The organism is Glutamicibacter bergerei, assembly GCF_054495185.1.
The window spans coordinates 1,144,152-1,167,926 of the sequence record NZ_CM137131.1 but is presented as its reverse complement, the minus strand read 5'-3'; the positions used below and the strand labels follow the sequence as shown (position 1 = coordinate 1,167,926).

The 23,775-nt window shown below is 56.3% G+C and carries 22 protein-coding genes, 1 tRNA gene and 1 pseudogene; 7 read left to right on the top strand and 17 right to left on the bottom strand.

All coding sequences use genetic code 11. From position 1 onward, the window contains the following. Nucleotides 1–206 precede the first annotated feature (206 nt). Nucleotides 207–3,659 carry a pyruvate carboxylase gene (locus ACX5K5_RS05405; protein ID WP_346058728.1) on the bottom strand — a complete coding sequence of 1,151 codons (3,453 nt, stop codon included), beginning with the start codon at nt 3,657–3,659 and terminating at the stop codon, nt 207–209. 348 nt (nt 3,660–4,007) lie between these two features. Here ACX5K5_RS05405 and ACX5K5_RS05400 point away from each other — a divergent pair, with 348 nt between their 5' ends. Continuing rightward, nucleotides 4,008–4,823: a ParA family protein gene (locus tag ACX5K5_RS05400; protein ID WP_096256455.1), complete on the top strand. Its 816-nt coding sequence runs from the start codon at nt 4,008–4,010 to the stop codon at nt 4,821–4,823. A gap of 86 nt (nt 4,824–4,909) precedes the next feature. On the opposite strand, the gene ACX5K5_RS05395 is transcribed toward ACX5K5_RS05400, so the two are convergent. The 4 genes from ACX5K5_RS05395 to ACX5K5_RS05380 form a co-directional block, all read right to left on the bottom strand. Beyond that, nucleotides 4,910–5,500 (bottom strand): MerR family transcriptional regulator, encoded by a 591-nt coding sequence (locus ACX5K5_RS05395; RefSeq protein WP_096256380.1) that lies wholly within the window; start codon nt 5,498–5,500, stop codon nt 4,910–4,912. A 200-nt stretch (nt 5,501–5,700) separates the two neighbouring features. Next, a complete protein-coding gene (locus ACX5K5_RS05390; protein ID WP_096256379.1) occupies nt 5,701–6,183 on the bottom strand; it encodes a bifunctional nuclease family protein in 483 nt (160 codons plus the stop codon). A 40-nt stretch (nt 6,184–6,223) separates the two neighbouring features. Continuing rightward, nucleotides 6,224–6,979 carry a transcriptional regulator FtsR gene (ftsR, locus tag ACX5K5_RS05385; protein WP_096256378.1) on the bottom strand — a complete coding sequence of 252 codons (756 nt, stop codon included), beginning with the start codon at nt 6,977–6,979 and terminating at the stop codon, nt 6,224–6,226. A gap of 77 nt (nt 6,980–7,056) precedes the next feature. Next, nucleotides 7,057–7,509: an FHA domain-containing protein gene (locus ACX5K5_RS05380; protein ID WP_096256377.1), complete on the bottom strand. Its 453-nt coding sequence runs from the start codon at nt 7,507–7,509 to the stop codon at nt 7,057–7,059. Nucleotides 7,510–7,768: 259 nt separating this feature from the next. Here ACX5K5_RS05380 and ACX5K5_RS05375 point away from each other — a divergent pair, with 259 nt between their 5' ends. Together ACX5K5_RS05375 and ACX5K5_RS05370 are read left to right on the top strand one after the other, a co-directional pair. Continuing rightward, nucleotides 7,769–8,269 carry a hypothetical protein gene (locus ACX5K5_RS05375; RefSeq protein ID WP_459175136.1) on the top strand — a complete coding sequence of 167 codons (501 nt, stop codon included), beginning with the start codon at nt 7,769–7,771 and terminating at the stop codon, nt 8,267–8,269. Between the two features lie 14 nt (nt 8,270–8,283). Next, nucleotides 8,284–8,643: a DUF488 domain-containing protein gene (locus ACX5K5_RS05370; RefSeq protein WP_096256375.1), complete on the top strand. Its 360-nt coding sequence runs from the start codon at nt 8,284–8,286 to the stop codon at nt 8,641–8,643. A 220-nt stretch (nt 8,644–8,863) separates the two neighbouring features. Here the strand turns inward: ACX5K5_RS05370 and ACX5K5_RS05365 are convergent, their stop codons facing one another. The 11 genes and pseudogenes from ACX5K5_RS05365 to ACX5K5_RS05315 form a co-directional block, all read right to left on the bottom strand. Beyond that, complete coding sequence (locus tag ACX5K5_RS05365) at nt 8,864–10,753, bottom strand: FAD-binding monooxygenase (RefSeq protein WP_459175135.1); 1,890 nt, start codon at nt 10,751–10,753, stop codon at nt 8,864–8,866. Between the two features lie 354 nt (nt 10,754–11,107). After that, nucleotides 11,108–11,527, bottom strand: a pseudogene (locus ACX5K5_RS05360) (ATP-binding cassette domain-containing protein). Between the two features lie 258 nt (nt 11,528–11,785). Next, nucleotides 11,786–12,637 carry a PhzF family protein gene (locus ACX5K5_RS05355; RefSeq protein WP_346058731.1) on the bottom strand — a complete coding sequence of 284 codons (852 nt, stop codon included), beginning with the start codon at nt 12,635–12,637 and terminating at the stop codon, nt 11,786–11,788. Between the two features lie 111 nt (nt 12,638–12,748). Then, nucleotides 12,749–12,825 (bottom strand) — tRNA-Pro (locus ACX5K5_RS05350). Nucleotides 12,826–12,925: 100 nt separating this feature from the next. Beyond that, a complete protein-coding gene (der, locus tag ACX5K5_RS05345; RefSeq protein ID WP_443438481.1) occupies nt 12,926–14,458 on the bottom strand; it encodes a ribosome biogenesis GTPase Der in 1,533 nt (510 codons plus the stop codon). 103 nt (nt 14,459–14,561) lie between these two features. Continuing rightward, entirely contained in the window at nt 14,562–15,260 is a 699-nt protein-coding gene (gene cmk, locus ACX5K5_RS05340; protein ID WP_096257596.1) for a (d)CMP kinase, read from the bottom strand. After that, nucleotides 15,242–16,345, bottom strand: a complete 1,104-nt coding sequence (locus tag ACX5K5_RS05335) for a prephenate dehydrogenase (RefSeq protein WP_096257594.1) — start codon at nt 16,343–16,345, stop codon at nt 15,242–15,244. The genes cmk and ACX5K5_RS05335 overlap by 19 nt, the downstream gene beginning before the upstream one ends. 3 nt (nt 16,346–16,348) lie before the next feature. Continuing rightward, on the bottom strand, nt 16,349–17,644 hold the full coding sequence (locus ACX5K5_RS05330) for a pseudouridine synthase (RefSeq protein ID WP_443450604.1): 1,296 nt from the start codon (nt 17,642–17,644) through the stop codon (nt 16,349–16,351). Between the two features lie 98 nt (nt 17,645–17,742). Continuing rightward, entirely contained in the window at nt 17,743–18,333 is a 591-nt protein-coding gene (scpB, locus tag ACX5K5_RS05325) for an SMC-Scp complex subunit ScpB (RefSeq protein ID WP_096257590.1), read from the bottom strand. After that, a complete protein-coding gene (locus ACX5K5_RS05320; protein ID WP_096257588.1) occupies nt 18,326–19,198 on the bottom strand; it encodes a segregation and condensation protein A in 873 nt (290 codons plus the stop codon). Before ACX5K5_RS05320 ends, scpB begins: the two co-directional genes overlap by 8 nt. After that, nucleotides 19,198–20,055, bottom strand: coding sequence for a ParA family protein (locus ACX5K5_RS05315; RefSeq protein WP_170947937.1), 858 nt, complete (start codon nt 20,053–20,055; stop codon nt 19,198–19,200). The genes ACX5K5_RS05320 and ACX5K5_RS05315 overlap by 1 nt, the downstream gene beginning before the upstream one ends. Before the next feature lie 444 nt (nt 20,056–20,499). Here ACX5K5_RS05315 and ACX5K5_RS05310 point away from each other — a divergent pair, with 444 nt between their 5' ends. The 4 genes from ACX5K5_RS05310 (at nt 20,500) to ACX5K5_RS05295 (ending at nt 22,140) form a co-directional block, all read left to right on the top strand. After that, the gene (locus ACX5K5_RS05310; RefSeq protein ID WP_096257584.1) at nt 20,500–20,787 is read left to right on the top strand and encodes a maleylpyruvate isomerase N-terminal domain-containing protein; all 288 of its coding nucleotides are present in this window, start codon (nt 20,500–20,502) and stop codon (nt 20,785–20,787) included. A gap of 138 nt (nt 20,788–20,925) precedes the next feature. Beyond that, nucleotides 20,926–21,084: a hypothetical protein gene (locus tag ACX5K5_RS05305; protein ID WP_170947928.1), complete on the top strand. Its 159-nt coding sequence runs from the start codon at nt 20,926–20,928 to the stop codon at nt 21,082–21,084. 96 nt (nt 21,085–21,180) lie between these two features. Next, nucleotides 21,181–21,531, top strand: a complete 351-nt coding sequence (locus ACX5K5_RS05300) for a VOC family protein (protein WP_459175134.1) — start codon at nt 21,181–21,183, stop codon at nt 21,529–21,531. A 153-nt stretch (nt 21,532–21,684) separates the two neighbouring features. Beyond that, nucleotides 21,685–22,140 carry a hypothetical protein gene (locus tag ACX5K5_RS05295; RefSeq protein WP_096257581.1) on the top strand — a complete coding sequence of 152 codons (456 nt, stop codon included), beginning with the start codon at nt 21,685–21,687 and terminating at the stop codon, nt 22,138–22,140. A 218-nt stretch (nt 22,141–22,358) separates the two neighbouring features. Here ACX5K5_RS05295 and ACX5K5_RS05290 read toward each other — a convergent pair whose 3' ends face one another. Then, nucleotides 22,359–23,660, bottom strand: coding sequence for a cation:dicarboxylate symporter family transporter (locus tag ACX5K5_RS05290; protein ID WP_188686646.1), 1,302 nt, complete (start codon nt 23,658–23,660; stop codon nt 22,359–22,361). Nucleotides 23,661–23,775: the final 115 nt, after the last annotated feature.

The window sequence follows — 23,775 nt, the reverse complement described above, 5'->3', positions numbered from 1 at the left end:
CTTGCCCAAGATTTGAGTTTAAACCGTTTCCTTGACGATTTCGAGACCACCAGTGAGCATCGTTCCATAGATGCCCCTAGTGTTCCAGTTTGCTAGCCCGCAATGTTGTACAAACATTGATATGTCATAACAATGGCGTGGCACCTAGGGAGCAATCCCTAGGTGCCACGCCATTGCAGTTTGGTAAACGCTACCTATACCGGCGTTTACTTAGGTTCAATAACCAGGAGCAAATCTCCACCCTGAACCTGGCTGGTTCCCTCGAAAGTCACCTGAGAAACGACGCCTGACGCATTAGTAGTAATGCCAGCTTCCATCTTCATCGCTTCAATGGTGGCTACCGATTGTCCGGACTCGACCAAGTCTCCGACCTTAACATTGATCGTCACCGCGCCAGCGAATGGCGCTGCCACGTGACCGGAGTTCTTCGGATCGGCCTTTGGCGCGCTCTTTACCGTTGATTCAACGGATTCATCGCGAACCTTAATCTGACGAGACTGACCATTGAGCGAGAACACCACAGTGCGCAGGCCCTTTTCGTCGGCTTCAGAAACCGAAATCAGCTTGACCAGCAAGCGGACACCGGTGCCAAGCGAAACCACGCGCTCCACGTCCGGGCTCAGCCCGAAGAGGTAATCACGGGTGTGCAATACCGAGAGGTCGCCGTAGTTCTCCACCGACTTTTCGAAGTCGCGAGTTGGACCAGCAAACAATAAGCGGTTCAGCGTCGCGCGGATAGTCTCGTCGTCGCTAGTCAGCGCCGCCAAGTCCTCATCCGAGAGCGCCTCTACGTGATTGCGCACGGTACGACCCTGTAATGCCTTGGTGCGGAACGGTTCTGGCCAGCCTCCAGGAGGGTTACCCAATTCGCCCGAAAGGAACTGGATGACCGAATCTGGGATGTCGAAGTTCTGCGGGTTGGATTCGAATTCAGCAGCCGGCACGCTGGAGCCGACGAGCTGGAGCGCTAGATCGCCAACCACCTTGGATGATGGGGTCACCTTCACTACGTTACCCAGCATGTCGTTGACCGACGCGTACATGGACTCAATGGCTTCGAAGCGTTCGCCCAGTCCCAATGCAATGGCCTGCTGGCGCAGGTTTGAGAGCTGACCCCCAGGGATTTCGTGCTGGTAAACGCGTCCGGTGGGAGCCGGCAGTCCGGATTCGAATGGCTTGTACATGGCGCGCACAGCTTCCCAGTAAGGCTCTAGGGAGGCAACTGCAGCCAGTGATAGGCCAGAATCGCGTTCGGTGTGCTCCAAGGCAGCGACCAATGCCGAAGCCGATGGCTGGCTGGTAGTGCCTGCCATCGCTGCCGAGGCAACGTCTACCGCATCCACGCCAGCCTCGATGGCTGCCGTAAGGGTAGCCATCTGGCCACCAGCAGTATCGTGGGTGTGCAGGTGAACCGGCACGTCGAAACGTGCTCGCAAGGCGGTGACAAGCTTCTTCGCCGCAGCAGGACGAAGCAGGCCGGCCATATCCTTGATGGCGATGATGTGTGCGCCAGCATCGATGATCTGCTGAGCTAGATTCAGGTAGTAATCCAGCGTGTATAGCTTCTCATTGGGATCAAGCAGGTTGCCGGTGTAGCACAAGGCCACTTCTGCGACCGCGGTTCCGGTTTCACGGACCGCCTTGATAGCCGGAGCCATCTGCGCCACGTCGTTCAGTGCATCGAAGATACGGAAGATATCGACGCCACTCTTAGCTGCCTGCTTCACAAAGGCATCGGTCACCTCAGTTGGGTACGGAGTGTAACCAACGGTGTTACGACCACGAAGAAGCATCTGCAATGGAATATTCGGCAGTTCGGCGCGCAGTAGCTCCAAACGCTTCCATGGATCTTCACCTAGGAATCGCAGCGATACATCGTAGGTTGCCCCGCCCCAGACCTCCATGGAGAACAACTGCGGCACGGTGTGTGCATACGCAGGAGCGGCCGCAAGCAGATCACGGGTACGAACACGTGTTGCTAGCAACGATTGATGGGCGTCACGGAAAGTGGTGTCGGTGATACCCACCGCGGTTGAATCGCGCAGCGCCTTGGCAAAGCCTTCAGGACCCAGGTCGATAAGTTTCTGGCGCCAGCCAGCTGGCGGTGTTACCGACTTCGAAGGGCCATCAAATGGCGAGCGCTCAGGCTCGGAGGCTTTGTCGCCTGGGAAACTTGGAAGCTTCTTACGAGGATCAATGCCATCGATGCGTTCGCCGTTGGGCTTATTGACAGTTACGTGCGCCAAGTAGTTAAGCGCCTTGGTACCGCGGTCCTGAGATTCATTACCGGTCAGCAGGTCCGGACGCGAGTCAATGAAGTCTGTGGCGACATCGCCGGCGATGAACTGCGGATCGTTCAAAACGTTCTGAATGAACGGGATGTTGGTCGCAACGCCACGCACGCGGAATTCAGCGAGAGCTCTGCGTGCACGTGCCACGGCAGTGGCGTAATCGCGGCCACGGCAGGTGAGCTTGACCAGCATCGAGTCAAAGTGCGGTGAAACTTCAGCACCGGTGTAAATCGTGCCGCCGTCTAGACGCACGCCAGAACCACCGGCAGAGCGGTAAACAGTAATTGTTCCAACGTCCGGGCGGAATCCATTAGCCGGATCCTCGGTAGTGATACGAGACTGGATGGCCCAACCACGAACTTGAATGGTGTCCTGGCTGATATCCAGGTCGCTCAGGGTTTCGCCTGCGGCAATGCGCATCTGGGCCTGGACCAAGTCAATATCGGTGACTTCTTCAGTCACCGTGTGCTCTACCTGGATACGTGGGTTCATTTCGATGAACACGTGCTGTCCGGCACGCTCACCGACGGTATCCACCAAGAATTCCACGGTACCGGCGTTCTGGTATCCCAGAGCCTTAGCGAACTTAACCGCATCGCGGAATAGAGCCTGCCGGATCGAATCATCGAGGTTTGGAGCGGGCGCAATCTCCACAACCTTCTGATGACGACGCTGCAAGGAGCAATCACGCTCATGCAGGTGGACCACGTTGCCCTGTTCGTCGGCGAGGATCTGAACTTCAATGTGACGCGGACGAAGTACTGCCTGCTCTAGGAAAACTGTGGGATCGCCGAAAGCCGTACCGGCTTCGCGCATTGCCGCGCCCATCAGCTCTGGTAAGTCTTCGCGCTTGTCCACACGGCGCATACCGCGCCCACCGCCACCGGCAACTGCCTTGACGAAGATTGGGAAACCAATACGGTCAGCTTCGGCTAATAGGAAGTCCACATCGTCGCTTGGCTCCGAGGATTCCAGCACGGGAATGCCTGCCTTGCGTGCAGCCTTCAGCGCTGCGACCTTATTACCAGCTAGCTCAAGAACGTCCGCCTTTGGACCAATGAACTTAATGCCGCTTTCTGCTGCCTTGCGTGCCAGGTCTGGGTTTTCCGAGAGGAAACCATAGCCTGGGTAAATAGCATCTGCGCCGGCTTCTTTGGCGACGCGAATGATTTCGTCAATGTCCAGGTAAGCGCGAACAGGGTGTCCCTCTTCGCCAATCTGGTAGGCCTCTCCAGCCTTCTGCCGGTGGATCGAGTTTCGGTCTTCATATGGGTAGACGGCAACTGTTTTAGCGCCGAGTTCGTATCCAGCGCGGAAAGCACGAATTGCAATCTCACCGCGGTTGGCGACCAAGATCTTCTCAAACATATTTTCCCTACATCGATTCAGCACACCCGTTTGGGTTCGGATTCGCGTCCACATATGGACGCTTCATCTCGTATTACCCGGGTGCGGGGCTTCGCATAACGGATATTTTTAACCGCTGCTGTGGATACCCTACCGTGATCGGGTACACAATTACCAAACATTTCGCCCTGTGGTCTGACCACAAACTTAACTAGACAGTTTATGGATCTTTTTTGGCATAGGTACATTCGTGCTAAAAATCCCACGTTGCGGAGTCGGGGAATTACCGCTTGGCACACTATGATAAAGGGAGACTAAATATTCGGTGGGACACATAATCAGCGAACAGTGAAAGGCGTGGTCTGGTCCGTGCATGTAGTGAGCATCAGCAGCCTCAAGGGTGGCGTAGGAAAAACCTCCGTAACACTCGGATTGGCCTCAGCAGCACTCGCAGCCGGAATTCCGACGCTCGTGATCGACTTAGATCCGCACGCGGACGCGAGCACTGGCTTGGGAGTACGAGTAAACGGTAAGCAGCCAATTGGGCAAATGCTCAAGAACGTTCGCCGTGCACGCCTACAGGACAATGTCGCAGCAAGCGCATGGCAGTCCAAAGCGGCCGAAAAGAAATCGCGGACACGTATTCCTGTACTAGATGTTGCCGTCGGCGATGCCTTTACCGGAATTTATGACCGTCCGGATTTACGTACTCGTGACTTACGCCGTCTGTCCCAGTTATTGAGTCGCACTAGCGGTTACCAGCTTGTTCTTATCGACTGCCCACCTTCGCTAAACGGTCTAACCCGCATGGCATGGAGCGCGTCGGACCAACTATTGCTCGTTGCCGAGCCAAGCTTATTCTCCGTTGCGGGAACGGAACGAACCCAGCGTGCCTTGGAACTATTCCGCCGCGAATTCGCTCCATCGCTAGGCCCCGTCCGTGTTGTCGCGAACCGAGTGCGTAAAGACTCCGCAGAGCATACATTCCGTCTCAACGAAATGCGTCAAATGTTCGGCGACTCAATGGTGAAGCCGGAAATTCCTGAGCACCCTGAGTGGCAGCAGATCCAGGGCGCCGCTTATTCGGTGCATCAGTGGCCAAGTAAGGCCACTGCGCCCATGCTTGGCCAGTTCGATGCATTACTCAAGGAACTCATGTCGGCTGCACCCACGCCAAACAGCTAGAGACACCACTTATACATAAAAAGCTTCGGCTCTAACCACTTGAAAAAGTTGGTTAGAGCCGAAGCTTTTTGTTTCTAATTAAGTATTTAGCCGACGTTCCGAGCGGCCTTTGCCGCACGGCGAGCAGAGAGCTCGTCGGTAGCCAATTGATCACTGGTACTTTCGGACGGAAGCGCCGCCAATGATCCTTCGACCTCACGCCAGACTCGGCCCACAGCAATGCCGAAGACCCCTTGCCCAGCTTGAACCAGGTCAATTACTTCATCGGCACTGGTGCATTCGTAGACCGATGCTCCGTCACTCATCAAAGTAATTTGCGCCAGATCTTCAACTCCACGTTCACGAAGATGGCTGACTGCGGTCCGAATTTGTTGCAAAGAAACCCCGGTGTCCAAAAGTCGCTTGACTACTTTCAAGACCAGAATGTCGCGGAAGGAGTAGAGTCGCTGCGTGCCCGAGCCTTTAGCACCGCGCACTGCTGGTTCAACCAGACCTGTTCGGGCCCAGTAATCAAGCTGACGGTAGGTAATCCCGGCCGCCTTGCACACTACCGGTCCACGGTAACCAGCATGTTCATCTAGTTCAGGTAGATCATCAGTGAAGAGCAAGCCTTGAGTATTGGATCGCTGAACGCCACCGGTGGTCCCAAGACGAGGACCGGTCTGGCTAGACTCCATCCAAATACTCCTAGTGTGTAAGCAAAATCCATTGAGAGATGAGAGATTTCCAAGCGACTGATAGGTGCGAGTGATGGCGAACCATGGATCGGTCAACAGGAATTTTCCCTATGCTTCGACGGTACGGCCATAAGGGGCTTTGGTCAAAGACCTTCAAGCTTAACTTTAAGGCGTGTCGCTTTTGAGACTTGCATGCTGGGTTAGGCGGAGAAATCCTCAGGATCAATATTGTCCAGAAACTCCCTGAATTCACGCATTTGCGCTTCGGGCAGCTCTTCATCTTCCGACTCAATTTCAATGGCTACTCCCGCAGATTCCATGACCTCTTCGGTGCAAAGAATCGGGCACTGAGCGCGGACCGCTAAAGCAATGGCATCCGATGATCTAGAATCCACACGTTTGCCATTTGAGAGCACAAGTTCCGCCGTGAAAATCGCGTTTTGCACCGAGACGATTTCAACTCGCTGTAGGCTCACTTCGAGCGCTTCCAGTAAGTTGATCAGTAAATCATGTGTCATCGGCCTTGGCGGCGTTAAGCCCTGTTCAGACATGGCTATCGCAGAGGCTTCGGGTGCCCCGATCCACAGCGGAAGATAGAGATTCTGTTCATGACGCTTTAACAGCAGAAGCGGCTGGTTCGAAGGAAGTTGGATTCGAATCCCGGCAAACTCTAGTTCAAGCATGGACTCCCCCTAGTGTTGCGAACTCGTTGCTAAGCTCAGCCTAGCGATCAAGTTGTGAAATCGCACGCTGCACCAGCGCCTCATGCAATTCAAGGCACTGACGAGATATTTCTTGGGCCTCTTCAGCGGCTCTAGCACGCGCCGAAACTTCAGGCTTTTTCAAGTCCGCACCAATGATTGATTCGATGAGCGAGAATTCGCGCTCGGCAGCCGTACGGAACTGTCGCAGGTGACGTGGTTCAATTCCGTGATTTGAGAGCTCGACGGCAGACTTCGTGACTCGCACGCTATGCGAATCGAACCGACCCGATTCCGGCTCTATCAAGCCAAAATTAACTAGTTCGTTAACTAGTTCCTCGCTCGCAGCGGTCAGCCCGCACAACTCAGCTAGCGAAACCGGACGGGAATGCCGATCGATTGCTTCAGCCATCTCGCTGTTAACTGCCTGTGGTGCTGCTGGAGCGCCTCCTGGAAGCGCTGCAGGAGCTTCCCCGCGATCGATCGCGTCCAGGTGATCTTTGATGACCTTCAATGGCAGGTATTGATCCCGCTGGACCGAGAGGATAAAGCGCAGTCGGCTGACATCTGAAGCTATGTACTTACGGTATCCCGCCGAGGTGCGTTGCGGAATAATCAAACCTTTGTCCTCTAAGAAACGAATTTTGGAGGCAGTAACTCGAGGAAACTCATCTTTTAGCTCGGAGAGCACTTCGCCAATGTTCAGTGCTGCCGTTCTCACGTTCTCGTGGCGAACTGCCTCGAGTCGTGGGCTACGGGCTGCATCAAAGACTGGCAAAGGAGAGGCTCCTCAAATTGTTAGGTTGAAAGATAGCCCGAACCGCAGGCCACCAGGAAACTAGTTCAGTACCTAGCTTAAACGTTTGGCACGCTCTGGTAGAAATTGAGTCGGAATTTACCGATCTGCACCTGTACCGCATTGGCTAGAGTCACCGAATCAATACGATCACCATTGATGTAGGTTCCGTTTAGCGACCCAATGTCGCTGAGCGTAAATCCCTGGCCAACGCGCTCAAATTTTGCATGACGACGGGAAACAGTCACATCATCTAGAAAAATATCGGCATCCGGGTGACGACCAGCGATATTCGAATCCGTATCCAACAAGAAGCGCGCACCTTTGTTTGGCCCGGTATGGGCAATCAACAAGGCGGATCCCGCAGGAAGAGCTGCGACCGCAGTACGTTCATCATCCGACAATGGATAGATTACCGAGGGCTCTGCAGACTTGTGAGCCGCCGGCAAAGAGATATTGGTCGTTTCGGAGGCAGACTCGATATGCGGGTCAACCGGCCCATGTTCAGACATTTGGGGTCCTCCAAGAAAATTTGCTCTCAAGCTTGCGCTTGACGACCTTTAGGTAAACGGGTGATCAATGCTTTACACCAGACTATCTCCAGATTAGCCTACTCAGCGCCCAAGAGATAACACGATATTACAAATTTTTGAGGCTCGGCATGCTCAAACGTGCAATGATTCCTGCATGGAAGAGAAAACGCGCTCTGCGAGTGGCCCAACAAGCAATGAAGCCAAGACTCCTAGACCACGCTCAAATTGGAAAGTTTGATTGCTTCTAGGCGTAATTGCACTTGTCACCCTGCTAGTCATTTACGCGATCGCTACGATTTTCATGCCTGTTTGGTGGGCTACTAAAATTTCCAGCCATAATGCAGGTTCCGCGACCGGAGGCTGGATTTCAGGATTCTCCATCGGCTTCGTTTTTACGTTAATTCCAATTCTGGTACTTTGGCAGGTTCGTTACCGGAAGTTGAGCTGGCGGTGGCGCGGGGTAATCGCAATATTAGCGGTTGTTCTCGCTTTACCTAATTGGCTCACCCTTGGGATCTTCTGGAATCCCTCGGATGCGGCGCAGAAGGCACAGGCCATCTTGAATACCGGGGCAACTTGGTTCGGCGGCGCCACGCTCGTTGGTGCGATAAGCGCCGCGGTCATCGCTATGATCCTTGTCATTATCTGGCTGGTCTTCCGTCGACGAGGTGCACGCATCAGAGTTCTAGAAGCGCAACAGAAGTCACCGCTAGACTCCACAACTCATGACTACGACTAAGGAGAGGGACGACAATGACTGAAATTCGACTCAAACGTGCCTATGTAGCTGCTGAAGAAGCTGACGGCTACCGGATCTTGGTTGATCGCTTATGGCCACGAGGACAGACCAAAGAAGTACTCAAGTTGGACCGTTGGGCAAAAGGCATCGCACCTTCTAGCGAACTGCGTAAGGCGTGGCATCATGATGCAGACAGATTTCCGGAATTTGCGGAGCATTATCGTCAAGAGCTCAACCAGAATCCTGCTGTCGACGAGTTCTTAGAACTTGTCGAAGTGCAACCGATAGTCACCCTCGTCTATGCGGCCAAAAATGTAGAAATCAACCATGCGATGGTGCTTCGTGACTTTCTGCGTGAACAGCTGACTCAGTAGCTTCATCCGTTGTTTTCGTTAGCGGAACAAAACAGACTCCGTCAACGCAAGCCATCTCGGATTCCGAGACTTGTTGAAGATCAAATTTGAATTCCATGAGTTCTCCTCTAGGGCTACTTCCTACCCAAGTAGAACGACAAAATAGCCTCTAGTATTCCGCAAGCCAAACAATTACCCTGCCACAAGAATGCGTGACAGGGCAATTGAATAACGTTCGAGACTAGATTTGCGGGAGCAAGACTGCGTCAAAGAAAGTTGCCAGATCGGTGCGAGCATCTAATGGCAAAACATTAGCTACATACTGATCTGGACGCACGATTACAATCGCACCGTTCCGCGAGATCTCACGCTGCTCGTAGATATCGTTACCGTCGAGCACGGCATAGACCTTTTCGTAGTCCATCAGTCCAAACGTGCCGTGGTTCGGGCGGAACACCTTCGGTGCGTCGTTGTGGTTGAAAGTGGTGTAGTCCTGCTGGTAAACGACCTTTACGTCAAAAAGCGAGTCAATGTCAGCGTCAGCCGGGGTGTATTTAACAACTGGCGACTCTGGCGATTCAAGTAACCACTTCGATAATTCGCTCATCTTAGATTCAGCGCCCGCTACAGACTGATCTGCGAAGACATAGATTCGGTAACGTCCGTCGGCACGGTGGTGGTGGCCCAAATGCACCGGATTATTGTCACCTAGACGCATGACCTCGGCGGACTTAAAGCGCTTGCCAATCGGGAAGCCCTTGGCCAAATGCTGGTGGTCCTTGGAACCGGTCAACTCAGACGGGGCGTATTCGGTCATGAAGCCTGCTGGGAATTCAGCGGTGCGCACGTAGAATTCCGCGACACCTTCCTTGCCTTCGAGATCTTCAGGCATTGCGGCCATCAGCGAGGACCACTGCTTATCAAAGTCGATCAGGTTCTTTGCGATGTCCTGACGTTCCGCCGAGTAGGTGCGCAGCAGGCTTTCGGGCCCACATCCGGACAGGACGTAGCCGATCTTCCAGGCCAGGTTGAAACCGTCCTGCATGGAAACGTTCATTCCCTGACCGGCCTTGGCCGAGTGCGTATGGCAAGCATCGCCGGTAATGAAGACGCGTGGCTCGCGGGTGCCAATTTCCTCGACCGGCACATCGTCGAAACGGTCGGTCAGACGGTGGCCCACTTCGTAGACGCTGTGCCAGACAACGTTTTTCACGTCCAGCGTGTAGGGACGCAGGATTGCCTGGGCGTGCTCGATGATCTCTTCCAGCGGAGTTTCGCGGACCTTGCCGTTGTCATCTTCGGGAACTTCGCCCAGATCGACGTAGAGGCGGAAGAGCTGTCCGCCTTCACGCGGGATCAGCAGGATTGAGCCAGCATTAGAGTGGATGGCGCTTTTGGTGCGCACGTCGGGGAAGTCGGTCAGTCCGAGGGTGTCCATGACGCCCCATGCGTGGTTGGCCTTGTCCCCGGTGAGCTTGGCGCCGATGGAGCGGCGCACATTGCTTCGGGCTCCGTCGGAGCCGACGACGTATTTCGCGCGGACGACGCGCTCGATGCCGCTGTTATTCTCGCCGCATCCGACCAAGGTGACCTTAACCGGATATTCTGCACCGTCTTCGACTTCCAGTACTTTGAAGTCCCATCCGTAGTCCGGGGTGATTCGTGCCGGTGAGTTCGCGGCGAACTCGGCGAAGTAGTCGATAACTCGCGCCTGGTTGACCACCAGGTGCGGGAATTCGCTGACGCCGCTGGGATCATCAGCGGTGCGGTCGGTGCGGATAATGTTTTCCGGGTTCTGCGGATCAGGATTCCAGAAGGTGGTTTCCTTGATGATGTAGGCCTCAGCTGTGATGTGCTCGGCGAACCCGAAGGCCTGGAAGGTTTCGACGGTGCGCGACTGGATGCCGTCGGCCTGACCAATCTGAAGTCTGCCCGGGCGGCGGTCGATGATCCGGGTGTGAACGTCGGGGAACTGCGAAAGCTGGGCAGCAGTGATGATACCGGCTGGGCCTGCGCCAACAATCAACACGTCCATCACGTCAGGCAGTTCCTCGGGACGGCTTAGGCCGGTTCCGGCAGCTGGTTGGACCCGCGGATCCGCGGAAACATATCCATTGTGGTGAAACTGCACAGCTTCATCCTCACTTCTCTGTGAAACGCTTAGACTCAAAATTCATGTGTTCGATAATAGAACATCAGATTCGCATATCGCACACTAACTATAAGTGCATTGTGAACACCGACACAAGCCCGCATTGTTTGTGTCTCATCTTTTCCGAAGTCAGCATCCCAAAATCAAATAAATAGCACCACGGTGACTCTCAATGTTGTCCCAGGAGAAAGGCATATGCCTGCGCGTGTGCATCACTGATACTTGTCAGCCCGTGGTCACTACACCGCCAGCGCTTACCGTGAGCCGTTAAACATGAGAGTGCTCCATGAGGTTCTGTTGCCAACGCCGATGGTGAGTTACCTTGATTACGGTTCAGGCATAATCCGTCAACGCGTCCTCCACCCGTTCCACCAGCTCCGGCGATAGAAGGTTTGTTGGTTCGTCTAATAGCAGCAGATCCGCACCGCTGGATAAGGCGACGGCCAATTCCAGCTTTCGCGGTTGACCTGCCGAGAGGCTTCGTGGGTGCCGAGTGAAATCCTGCGGTTCAAAAAGCCCCAGCTGCGCTAAACGCAGCTATGCGTGAGGCAGGTATGCGTCAGTTGCCAAGGCAAAAGATTCCACCAAACTGTCCCCTGGGAGAATTCGCAATTCCTGTCGAAGCCATCGCACACTCAGTTCCGGTGCGTAAAAAGTTATTCCGCCGTCCACCGCTGGCTCTCCGGCAAGTACCCTCCATAAGGTAGTTTTTCCGGCAGCGTTTGCTCCTGAAACCAGCCACCGTTCACCCACCCGAATAGTCAACTTGTTTATGCACGGTTTGGGAGAGTGCAACCGTGCCTAATTCTGTGCCGAGTTGTGCTGCGTGGACGGGTACAGAAACTCCTGGTGGCTCCATGCATATTTGGTGCCGAAGCTTCGTGCCGATAGAAGTGTTGAGGATAACCGGTGAACCAGCGTCATGGTTGCAGTGGAAGGACGAGATCTTCATTTGACGCAAGCGCGGACCTAGCGCCGAAAGCACATCGGCCCGTGTTCTTAACTGTGTGATCAGAGGTCGATCTGCCCCGCGATGGCCACGTGAGTTGCGCCGCCAACCCAGACCTTGCCGTCGGCGACGGAAATTTCGAGACGGCCACGTCGATCCATCGCAGTTCCCTGCCGAACCGAGTACGGTGCCCGAGCACGATCGGTATCCAGCATCCATGCGGCGGCTGCCGCGTTGAAACTTCCCGTCACCGGATCCTCCCGCATGTCGAAGCCGTCTTCGGTGAAGAAGGTGCGCACTTCAAAGTCCTCCCCGGTCGGACTCTCCCCCGGCTCCAAGGCGCCGATGACACCGATATTCCAATTCCCTGGATGGCCGGCAGCGTTGGGGGCCAGCTCCAAGACCGTTGCCGCGTCGGCGAGCTGCAGCCCTACCCAACCCGGGCCGTTGTCCATCCACTGGGCGGCGAGCACGCTATCGGCGGCGACGCCCAGGATCTCGATGACCTGGGCCAGGTAGCCGGGTTCAACGTCGCCGGTGCGGGTAGCGGGAGGAGAGACGAAACTGAGCAGGTCTTCCTCGATTCGGATCGGCACGAGACCGGCCTCGCATTCGGCAATAATCAGTCCCTGTTGGCGAGGCACACCGCCCTGGTCCAGCCACGCACGTGCGGTTCCCAACGTGGGGTGTCCAGCAAATGGAAGCTCGGTGCTCAGGCTGAAAATTCGGAAACGATAGTCGGCTTGCCCCGTGGAGGGCGGGTAGACAAAGGTGCACTCCGACAAATTTGACCACACCGAATAATCGCGCAGGTCATCGTCGCTCAATCCCATCGCGTCCAGAACGACGCCTACCGGATTGCCCTTATAGTGCTGTACGCCGAAAACATCGACCTGTCGAAAATTGCGCAGCATGAGTTGAGACCTTTCACCCGAGTATAAAAAATAGTAGCGAAAGCGGTACTCACCTGCGAATCGACATGACAAAACCCCGGCGAAAACGAATTTTTCGCCGGGGTTTTGAACTGGTCGGGCTAGCGGGATTTGAACCCACGGCCTCCTGACCCCCAGTCAGGCGCGCTACCAAGCTGCGCCATAGCCCGATGCTCTCGCAGCCGTTATCCCTGCGCCCGAAGGCGAGGGTGCCGTCTACGAAAAGCTCCTTAATTACCCTACCTCAAACGAGGTGTAATTTTCGAACCGTTACCGATTACGGCTACGACGCTCACGAATGCGCATCGAAACTTCGATCGGAGTACCCTCAAAACCGAAGGTTTCACGCAGACGTCGCGCGATGAAACGGCGGTAGCCTGGATCCAAGAATCCGGAGGTGAAGAGCACGAACTTCGGCGGACGCGAGGACGCCTGGGTACCGAACAGGATGCGTGGCTGCTTACCACCGCGTACCGGGTGAGGGTGCGCCGCGACGAGCTCGCCAAGGAACGCGTTGAGCTTGCCAGTTGGAATGCGCTTATCCCACGAATCCAGCGAGGTGTGTAGAGCGGCAACGATCTTGTCCTTGTGCCAGCCGGTCAACGCCGACATGTTCACACGCGGCGCCCACTCGATGTGGGCCAGATCGCGCTCAATTTCCTGCTCCAGGACGTAGCGACGATCTTCGTCGACTTCATCCCACTTGTTGAACACGAGCACCAGCGCGCGGCCGGCTTCGATGGTCAGCTGGATGATGCGTACGTCCTGCTCGGAGACGGTCTCATTGGCGGCCAACAGCACTACTGCGACTTCAGCCTTTTCCAAGGCGGTCTGGGTGCGTAGCGACGCGTAGTAATCCGAGCCCTGAGCCATGTGCTGTCGGCGGCGGATACCTGCGGTATCCACGAAGCGCCATACTTCGCCACCGAGTTCCAGAAGCTCATCGACCGGGTCGCGGGTGGTGCCGGCATAGTCGTCAACAACCACGCGCTCGGAGCCTGCAAGCTTGTTCAGCAGCGAGCTCTTACCCACGTTTGGTCGGCCAATCAGCGCGATACGTCGCGGACCACCGGAAGGAATCATTCCACCGAAGGCCGAATGTGCGGGAAGCTTTTCCATCACCGCGTCCAACAAGTCCGCGGTACCGCGGCCGTGTAGTGCGGAAACTGGCCATGGCTGACCAAAGCCCAGACCCCACAGCGAGGCTGCTTCGGCTTCTTGGTTAAAATCATCAACCTTGTTGGCGACCAGGAAGACTGGCTTGCGCTTCTTGCGCAGCATCTTCACTACGGCCTCGTCGGTCGCGGTAGCGCCCACATGTGAGTCGACTACAAAAAGGATTGCATCGGCTACGTCTGCAGCGATTTCAGCCTGCTCGGCAACCGAAGCGTGGATGCCCTTCGCGTCGTGCTCCCAACCACCGGTGTCCACCACGGTGAACGGGCGGCCTAGCCACTCGGCCGAGTAGGAAACACGGTCACGGGTGACTCCCGGAACGTCTTCCACTACTGCTTCGCGGCGACCGAGGATGCGGTTGACCAGCGTTGATTTGCCCACGTTGGGGCGGCCGATGATGGCCAGCACCGGTGGGATGATGACGTCTGCATCATCTTCGGAGTCGTCGTCCAGACCGGAGAGCAGCGCGGCGTCTTCGGCGTCCAGATCGTAATCATCGAGTCCGGAGAGCAGAGCTCGAGTACGGATTTCCGCGTCTTCCTCGCTCAGTTCGGCTAGGCGCTCGGCGATATCGTCGTCTACGAGGGGGGTGTATTCCCCATCGTGGGAGTTGTTGTGGTCGCTCATGATATTCCCTTCAAGGCGATAGGTCCTGCCCAAGGTGGCGGGCGGAACGTGAATCTTCATCGGCTCTCGCCGAGGATGGGCGCCGGTTAAGGCTTAGTTAGTACTACTTTTTCGCAGCCGTGTTGATTGCGTCAAGCACGGCGTTGATGGTCTGCTCAAAATCCAGGTCCGAGGAGTCAACCGTAATCACTCCATCGGCGGCCTGGGTAAAGTTCACAACCGTCGAATCTTTCTTATCGCGTTCAAGCACCTGGGATGCAAGCGCGCTAGCGTCCTGAGTTCCGCCAAGCTGGATTCCGCGACGGCGCAGGCGCGCCTCTTCGGAAGCAGTCAGCAGGATTCGGGCATTTGCATCGGGGGCGACAACGGTGGTGATATCGCGACCCTCGGCGACAATGCGCACGTTGGTTGCGATGATTTCACGTTGTCGGCGGACCAGCTCAGCACGCGCTTCCAGATTGGTTGCCACCGCAGAAACCTGCTCTGAGATGCGTGGTTCACGAATTGCGTCGGTCACCACGGTATCGCCGATGACCACATGTTCGTGATCCGGATCTACCGAGATTTCCAGCTTTGCTTCGCGCACCGCGGTAGCTATCGCGGCAGCATCGGACAGGTCAGTTCCCGCGTCGAGCACCGAGTAGGTGATCGCCCGGTACATTGCTCCGGTGTCCAGATAGGCAGCGCCTAGTGCGCGGGCCACTGCCTTGGAAACCGAGGACTTGCCAGAACCACTTGGTCCGTCAATGGCGATGACAAGGTTCGTTGGGTTAGCTGCGTGCGTCACTGGGCTACTTTCCATCCGTTGTTCGTCAATACGTTGATCAGTTCATCGCGCCGTCCGGGCAATACCGACACGTCCACCAGTCCTACCTGGTGTCCGGCGGAATGCTCCATGCGCATATCTTCAAGGTTGATACCTGCCTCGCCGATATCCGCCACGAGTGCCGCGATCTGCCCGGGTTTGTCATCAACGACGACGGTAACCAGTGCGAAAGCTTGCGGTGGGGCACCGTGTTTGCCCGGAATTCGAGCCTGCCCGGCGTTGCCCTCGCTCATCAATTGCGACAAATCCAGTAAGGCGCCATGGCCCGTTGGATTGTTCAACGTATTGATCAGCCGGTCCAGATCTTCTTTCATACCCGAAAGGATCGGGATCAACGCTTTCGCGTTATGTGAGAAAATCTGGATCCACAACTTTTCATCGCTTGCAGCGATGCGCGTCATGTCACGCAGTCCGTTGCCGGCCAATCCCAACTGGTGGGCTTGAGCGTTTAACAAACGCGAAGCGATCATCGAGCTGGCAGCCTGTGGAAAGTGGCTGGTCAGAGCGACCGATTCGTCGTGGTCGGTGACGTCCATGCGGTGCAAGGTCGCCCCCAGATCGATGGCCAACGCCTCGGCGGTTTTCACGCTCGCGGCGGAGGCCAACTGGTGCGCGCAGATCACCCACGGCATCGAGGTAAACAACGCGCCACGCGCGGCGGCCGGACCTGATTTCTCCCGTCCTGCCATCGGGTGTGTACCCACATAGCGGGCACGATCTGCGTCGCTGAGACGCACATCGGCATTCACCGCGTCAAGGATTGAACCCTTCACGCTGGCGATGTCGACCACCGTCGAATTCGGGTACTTTAGCAACGATTCGGCCACCAGTGTCGCGGTGACATCTGGCGGAGCGCCGATGACCACCAGTTCCGGGGCGACTCGCGCCTCGGAATCCAGCGGTTGGCCAGCGCCGATGTCATGAGCCACAGCTTGTGCGGTCGGCGAAATGTCCTGCAGGTAAACTGCTACGCCCTTAGCGCGCAGCCCCAGACCCACCGAGGTGCCCAGTAGTCCGGTGCCAATCACCAGCACTGGGCCGGCAAGGTGAGAAGTGGGCATAGGTTACATCCCCACCATGGACATCAGGTGTCCGACTTCCTGGTTACCCAGAGGTCGGATGACGCCTTGCTTCTGATCGCCGAGCTGAATCGGACCGATACCCACGCGAACGAGGCGCTCTACAGGGTGTCCGACTGCATCGAACATACGACGTACGATGCGGTTGCGACCCGAGTGCAGGGTCACCTCAACCATCACGGACTTCGGCGTGGTGTCGATTACTTTAAGATCGTCAACCTTGATCCAGCCGTCTTCCAAGCGGACGCCTTCGCGCAGGGCGTTGCTCGCGGCGCGCGAAATTGGGCCAGGAACCTGTACCAGGTAAGTTTTTGGAACCTCATACTTCGGGTGCTGCAGGCGGTTGGCCAGTTCCCCGTCGTTGGTCAGGATCAGCAGACCCTCGGTCTTGTAGTCCAGGCGGCCCACATGGAAGAGGCGCAGCTGAGCATGCTCGTGACGGAAGTAATCGGCGATGGTACGACGACCCTCAGGATCATCCATCGTGCACATCACGTGCTTTGGCTTGTTAAAAACGAAGTACTTGTTTGTCTGGTTCAGCTGCAAACGCATGCCGTCGACGTGGATGGAATCCTTGGTCGGATCCACGCGGGCGCCGAGTTCAACAATGAGCTTGCCGTTGACCTCAACGCGGCCCTCGGTGATCATTTCTTCACAGACGCGCCGTGAAGCGACTCCGGCGTTAGCCATGGCCTTCTGCAGACGAACGCCGTCCTGGCTATCGGTGCGGTTTGCCTGGTTTTCGACGCGAGCCTGGGCCCGAGCACGCTGGGTTGGGCGGGCATAGTTTGACTGCACCGAGTTACCGAAACGTTCCTTACCAAAGGCCGCCTCGGAGTTCTTTCCAAATGCTGAGGAGCTGGACTTGTCACGGCTTGCGCCTGGTCGACCGGAACGATCGCCCTGCTTATTGCCAAAGGACTTGCCACCTTCGGAACGGTTACCGTAAGGCTTGTTACCCTCGGAACGATTGCCGTAAGGCTTATCGCCGTAGGACTTACCACCCTCGGAGCGATTGCCGTATGGCTTATCGCCGTAGGACTTACCACCCTCGGAACGGTTGCCGTAGGACTTACCACCCTCGGAACGGTTACCGTATGGCTTATCGCCGTAGGACTTACCACCCTCGGAGCGATTGCCGTATGGCTTATCGCCGTAGGACTTACCACCCTCGGAGCGATTACCGTATGGCTTATCGCCGTAGGACTTGTTGCCAGCGGATTTGCCGCCGAAGCTCTTGGGGCCACGCGAGTTGCGCGGTGCCGAGGAACCCTTGTTCATGGTTCGTAATTCCTTTGTCTGTTAAGTATCGCGGGCGCACCGCTTAAAAAGCGGAACGCATCTGGTGTCCGGTCGACATCCGTTTCATACGCGGATGCCTAGTCGTCGTAGGTTGCCGAATCGAGCGATTCAAGGTCGGCTACCCCGGGAAGATAAGGAGAAAGCGCCGGAAGGTCTTCCAACGCACTCAATCCCAGTCGTTCCAAGAAATACTCGGTTGTTTGGTACAGCGTCGCTCCGCCGTCGCCAATCTCCGGGTGTTCCGTGATCAACCCACGAGTCAGTAGCGTGCGCACTACAGAATCGACGTTGACACCTCGAATCGCCGAAATACGTCCACGCGAGACCGGCTGTCGGTAAGCGATGACAGCCAGAGTTTCTAGGGCGGCCTGTGAAAGGCGTGCTGTTTGCCCGTCGAGTACATAACTGGAGACGAAATCGGCGTAATCGGTCCGCGTGTAAAAGCGCCAGCCAGAGGCGACACGGCGCAGTTCAAATCCGCGCGGACGATCTTTACCATCATACTCGGTCGCGAGTTCTTCCAAAGTGGTGGCGATCCGGGCTATTGGAAGGTCGAAGATTTGGGCCAAACGTGCCGTAGATACGGGAGAATCGGCGACCATCAGCACCGCTTCAAGACCCGATTTGAGCCCTCCAGGCAGCTCGTCGATGGGTGCAATCTCACTCATGATCCCGCTCACCTGCGCTCCCCTCGTACTGATCCTGTACCTCGTGCACATCAAAGTCGCTCTCGCCTGCCAGAGAAACCTCTAGCCGTCCCAGCGGACTCTCCTGCGCAAACACGATTACCTTCTGTCTGAACATCTCCAACAATGCCAGAAAACGCACCACGACGACTAGCTGCTCATTGGTATCTGCGATCAACGCAACAAAATCCAAGGTGCCATGCTCGGTGAGCATGGCGGTCATCGTTGCCGCTTCCTCGCCAATGGTGACATTTGCACCGTGCAAGTGCGCCAATCCCACTTCGGTCACCGGTTCTGGTTTGGGCGCCAGTGCAGAAGCCGCAAGCTGCGCAAACTTCTCCGGTCCAATGTTGAATATCAGGTCCGGAAGCAGCGCTGCGAACTGCGGTTCCAGCGAAACCTCGCGTGGGTGGCGAGAGGATTCCTCGTGATACCGCTCGCCCAAAAATTGAGCCGCATGCTTGAACGCCTTGTATTGCAAGAGCCGAGCAAAAAGCAGGTCTCGCTCTTCAAGCAGTTCGAAGTCATCGGCATCGGCCATCTCCCCGCGCGGAAGCAGTCGAGATGCTTTAAGATCCAGCAAGGTGGAGGCAACAACCAAAAATTCGGTGGTTTCATCCAGCAGCTTCAGCCCGTCTCCGGTGCCTTGAAGCGCCTTCAAGTATGCGATGAACTCGTCGGTGACCTCGGCTAGGGCCACCTCGGTAATGTCCATTTCACGCTGGGTGATCAGGTGCAGTAAGACATCGAAGGGGCCGTTAAAATTCTCTAGTGCAAGGCGAAAACCGCCAGCCGTCTCATCCGTGGATGAATCGGTGGCGGTTTTTTCTGCGGCCTGCGCGCTCATTACGGGGCGCCACCGCGGAAGATCAGTTCCTTAGCCAAGTTGCGGTATGCCTCGGCGCCAGGGTGGTTACCGGCGTAGGTAGTAATTGGTTCTGCCGCCACGTTGGCATCGGCAAACTTGATGGTTCGCTTGATGACGGTTTCGAAAAGTTTGTCCCCGAAGGCTTCCTCTAGACGGGACATCACTTCGCGGCTGTGCAGGGTTCGAGCGTCGTACATGGTGGCTACCACGCCGTCGACCTCCAAAACCTGATTCAGTCGGTCCTTGACCTTGTCAATGGTTTCCATCAGTAGCGCCACAGCTCGCAGCGCGAAGAACTCCGCGGTCAGCGGGATAATCACGCCATGTGCGGCGGTTAGCGCGTTGACCGTCAGCAAGCCCAGCGATGGCTGGCAGTCGATAAGCACCACGTCGTAGTCGTCGATCACGTTGCGCAGTGCACGTTCCAGCGCCTGCTCGCGGGCTACCTCGTTGACCAGTTGAACCTCGGCGGCTGACAAATCGATATTGGCTGGCAACAGATCGATATTCTCGACGTCGGTGGTTCGGATCGCATCGGTGATCTGAACTTTACGATCCATGAGCACGTTGTAAACGGTCATATCCAGCTCGTGCGGGTTCATACCGAAACCGGCAGATAACGCGCCCTGTGGGTCAAAATCAACCAATAGCACCTTGCGACCGTACTCGGCGAGCGCCGCGGCGAGGTTGATGGTGGAGGTGGTTTTACCCACGCCACCCTTCTGGTTGACCATCGCGATCACGCGCGCCGGCCCGTGCGAAGGCAGGGGCTGCGGGGTCGGGAACTCGGTTAGCGGTTTACCTGTGGGGCCCAACGGACGAGGTTCCTTGAGCATTCCTGTGCCACGCTGTTTGCTTCCCTGCTGTTCGCTCACGATGGGTGAACCACGCTTCCCGTTCGGATCGGACGATGTACTTGGTTTAAGGTTAACGGTTCGGCGTAATAATTCTTGTGTATAGGGCCGTTATACGGCGAGCCTTTACCTTGAACCTTAACTCAAATGTTGTAAGGGAGCTGGGCGTACTCTCGTGGTGCCAACGAATGAAGGATCCGCGAGGAATTCGCGGCCTCCGCGCCGATTCGACGATGCTCCCCCATGAACCGCTCGGCGGATCTCTGTGCCACTTTTGGTAACCATTCACACTACATCGAACGAAGCTCGTCGATGGCAGAACACCTGCCACAGGACGCTATATTCGATAAACGGCTGAGGGAAACGCTAGCGGTGGATTCCGCTCCCCGGTTCCCCAGCTGACCGTATCAAGCATTTGAAGGAATCATGAGCAATGCACAGCAGATAACGGTCGAACAGCTTGAGCACGCATTGTCCTCGGTCGCACGGCTCATTTTGGGGAATGAGCCCGCGCAATTCTCGGCACCCACCCCGTGCACGGATTGGACTTTGCATGATTTGGTGGCGCATCTGGTGGGCATGAACCTCGTCTTCGCCGCATTTATGACCGAGCAGTCGCCACCGCAGCGTACCACTGACGTCCTAGACGATGATCTGCTCGCTGCTTACCTCGATTCCTCTGCCCGGCTGCTCGCCACCTTCGAGCATCCCTGAGCGCTTAAACGAAGCTTTCAGAGCCCACTGGGTGCAGCCACCGGTCAGGAGCTGTTGCAGATTCGAATGTACGATCTGCTCGCACTTAGCTGGGATCTTGCCATAGCCACCGGCCAGCAACTAGAGCCGTAAGAAGCCATGGCAGAACAAGCCTTGCAGTTCGTTCAGCTTCAGCTCGCGGACCAGTCCAGAAACGGGCGCTTAGCCCCTACCCAGGCCATCGCGGATGATGCGCCCGCGATCGAAGAGCTCGTTGCATTCCTTGGCCGTCGCGTCGGAGAAATTCCAAGCTCGTAGTTGAGGAAACCGGTCTGCTCAAAAAGCTTGCAGCAGTCCAACTGCCGTGGTCGACTGGAACACAACATGCCGAACCCAGCAACAAAGGACAGGGCCATGATCAAAGGAATACTTGCCAATTGCACGGTAACCGATCTAGCGCGTGCCGAAGAGTGGTACACCATCTTGTTCGGGCGCAAACCGGATCAACGGCCCATGCCAGGCCTGCTTGAATGGCACCTAGGCAGAGGCTACGGCGTGCAACTCTGGTCTGAACCTGACCGCGCCGGCAACTCAACCATTGTGCTCGACGAGTCCGACCTCGATGCCCAGGCCGCCCGGCTGCTCGAGGTCGGAATTGCGCATCAGGGTCCGCAATTAGGTGGGGGTGCGCATATCCTACAGTTGGCGGATCCCGATGGAAATCGCGTCGTGCTCGCTGGAGCACTAGTTATTCCGCTGCCCTAAACTCCGCGGGAGGACAGGCAACTTACCCCAGTCGAGCTAACCCGATAATCTCAGAGAGGCAGAGCAGCGAGAAAATCAGTGCAGCGTGGATCGAATTTTTATTTCAAGGTTCAACTACTTCATAGTAATGTCTGCGCTTGAAACACTGATGGAATGAGAAAATCACTCGCACCCATCGCTCTTGCGCTCACCGTAATGCTCGTCGGATGCTCCAATACACCTACGGCTACCGATCAACCCGCGGAGAAAACCAACGCACAAGTCGTACAGGAAGCGAAACCGGCGGACCTGACTGGGCACTGGAAACAGGTAAACTCCCAAAGCGACGATGCCTTCCAAAGTGCCACCGTCACCGATGACACGATCACCATAGATTGGGTGACCAATAATGGTGATACAAAGTCCGTGTATTGGGTTGGCACTTTTAAATCTCCTACCGAAGCTGCGGAGTCGTACGTCTGGACTTCGAAACGGGATAAAGGAGCTACCGATAGCGCGTTGCTGGCTTCGACTTCGGACAATAAAGAATTCACATTCAGCGACGAACAGATCAGCTACGAAGCCGGCATTATGGGCACCACTACAACGGTTCGCCTTGCCAAGGACTAGTTCTAGGAGCTGACCCCAAGATTGGTTCGCCATGGCGTCCCAACTGAGCCTAGGAAAACGTCAGCTACGCAATGCCGGCGATTGCCTTGTGTTCGGTCCTTGCCAATGGGCCAAGCCAATGACCGTTAGATCGACCTAGTTTCCCAACATAAACACGAAAGTCCGCGGACCCTCCAGTGGAGGAACCGCGGACTTTTGATTTTTAAAGTGCGCCTAAATTAGTGGGCGTCTGGATCCATCGACTGCTCGTCGAACGGACGCTCGCCGGACAGCACGGCACGGGCCTGCTCCATATCGATCTCCTTGGTCCACTTGCCAATTAGCAAGGTGGCCACGGCGTTGCCGGTGAAGTTGGTCAGCGCACGAGCCTCGGACATGAACTTATCGATACCCACGATAACGCCCATACCGCCGAGCAGTTCCGGACGGTGAGCCTGCAGGCCGGCTGCCAGGGTTGCCAGGCCGGCACCGGTGACACCGGCAGCCCCCTTGGAAGCGATGATCATGAACAGCAACAGGCCGATCTGTTGGCCGAGGTTCATCGGCATGTTCATAGCGGTGGAAACGAACAGCGCCGACATGGTCAGGTAGATGGCGGTGCCATCAAGGTTGAACGAGTAACCGGTTGGCACGGTGATGCCCACCACTGGCTTGGAGACGCCGGCGTGCTCCATCTTCGCGATCAGGCGTGGCAGCGCCGACTCGGACGAAGAGGTAGAGAAGATCAGCAGGTATTCGCGGGCCAGGTACTTCAGCAACGCGAAGATGTTCAGCCCGGTCACCAGGCGCAGCATGGTTCCGAGAATGACCACGATAAATACTGCACAGGTAGCGTAGAAGGCGCCCATCAGAATCGCCATGGAACCGATGGCTGCCCAACCGGTGGCGCCAACCACTGCGGCGATGGCACCGAAAGCGCCAATCGGCGCGATCCACATGATCATCATCATGATTCGGAAAACAACCTGCTGAATGCTCTTGACGGCGTTCAGCACCGGCTCGCCGGACTTGCCCATCGATTGCAAAGCGAAACCGACGATCAGCGCGAGGACCAGGGTTGGCAAGACCGGCAGATCGCCGGGGATCAGTTCAAGCAGGAACGCGACGGTGGCGTTTTCTTCACCTGCGCCACCTGCTTCGTAAGGCTTGAGCTCAAGGCCTTCACCCGGGTGGATCAAGTTACCCACCAGCAGGCCGATGGCCAGGGCGAAGGTAGACATCGTCATGAAGTACAGCAGCGCCAAGCCGCCCACCTTGCCGACCGTAGCCGCTTTGGCAATCGAGCCAATGCCAAGGACAATGGTGCAGAAGATCACCGGGGCGATGATCATCTTGATCAGCGCGACGAAGCCGGTGCCCAGCGGCTTAAGCGCCTTGCCGAGTTCAGGGAAGATCAGGCCAACGGCCGCGCCGAGGATCACCGCGGCGATCACCATGATGTATAGCCAGTGAGTGCGGTCTTTTTTCTTGACCGGCGTCTGCGACTCCGGGTTCTGCGGGACTTGTTCTGTGACAGCCATGGTGAATCCAGCCTTCATATGCCGAGGGGCCAGCTGGACTGCATTGTCAGGCTGGCGCGTAAGATCGTTCTTGTTCAATGGTGCGCGCTCGGGTGATGTGCATCTCTATTGCGTT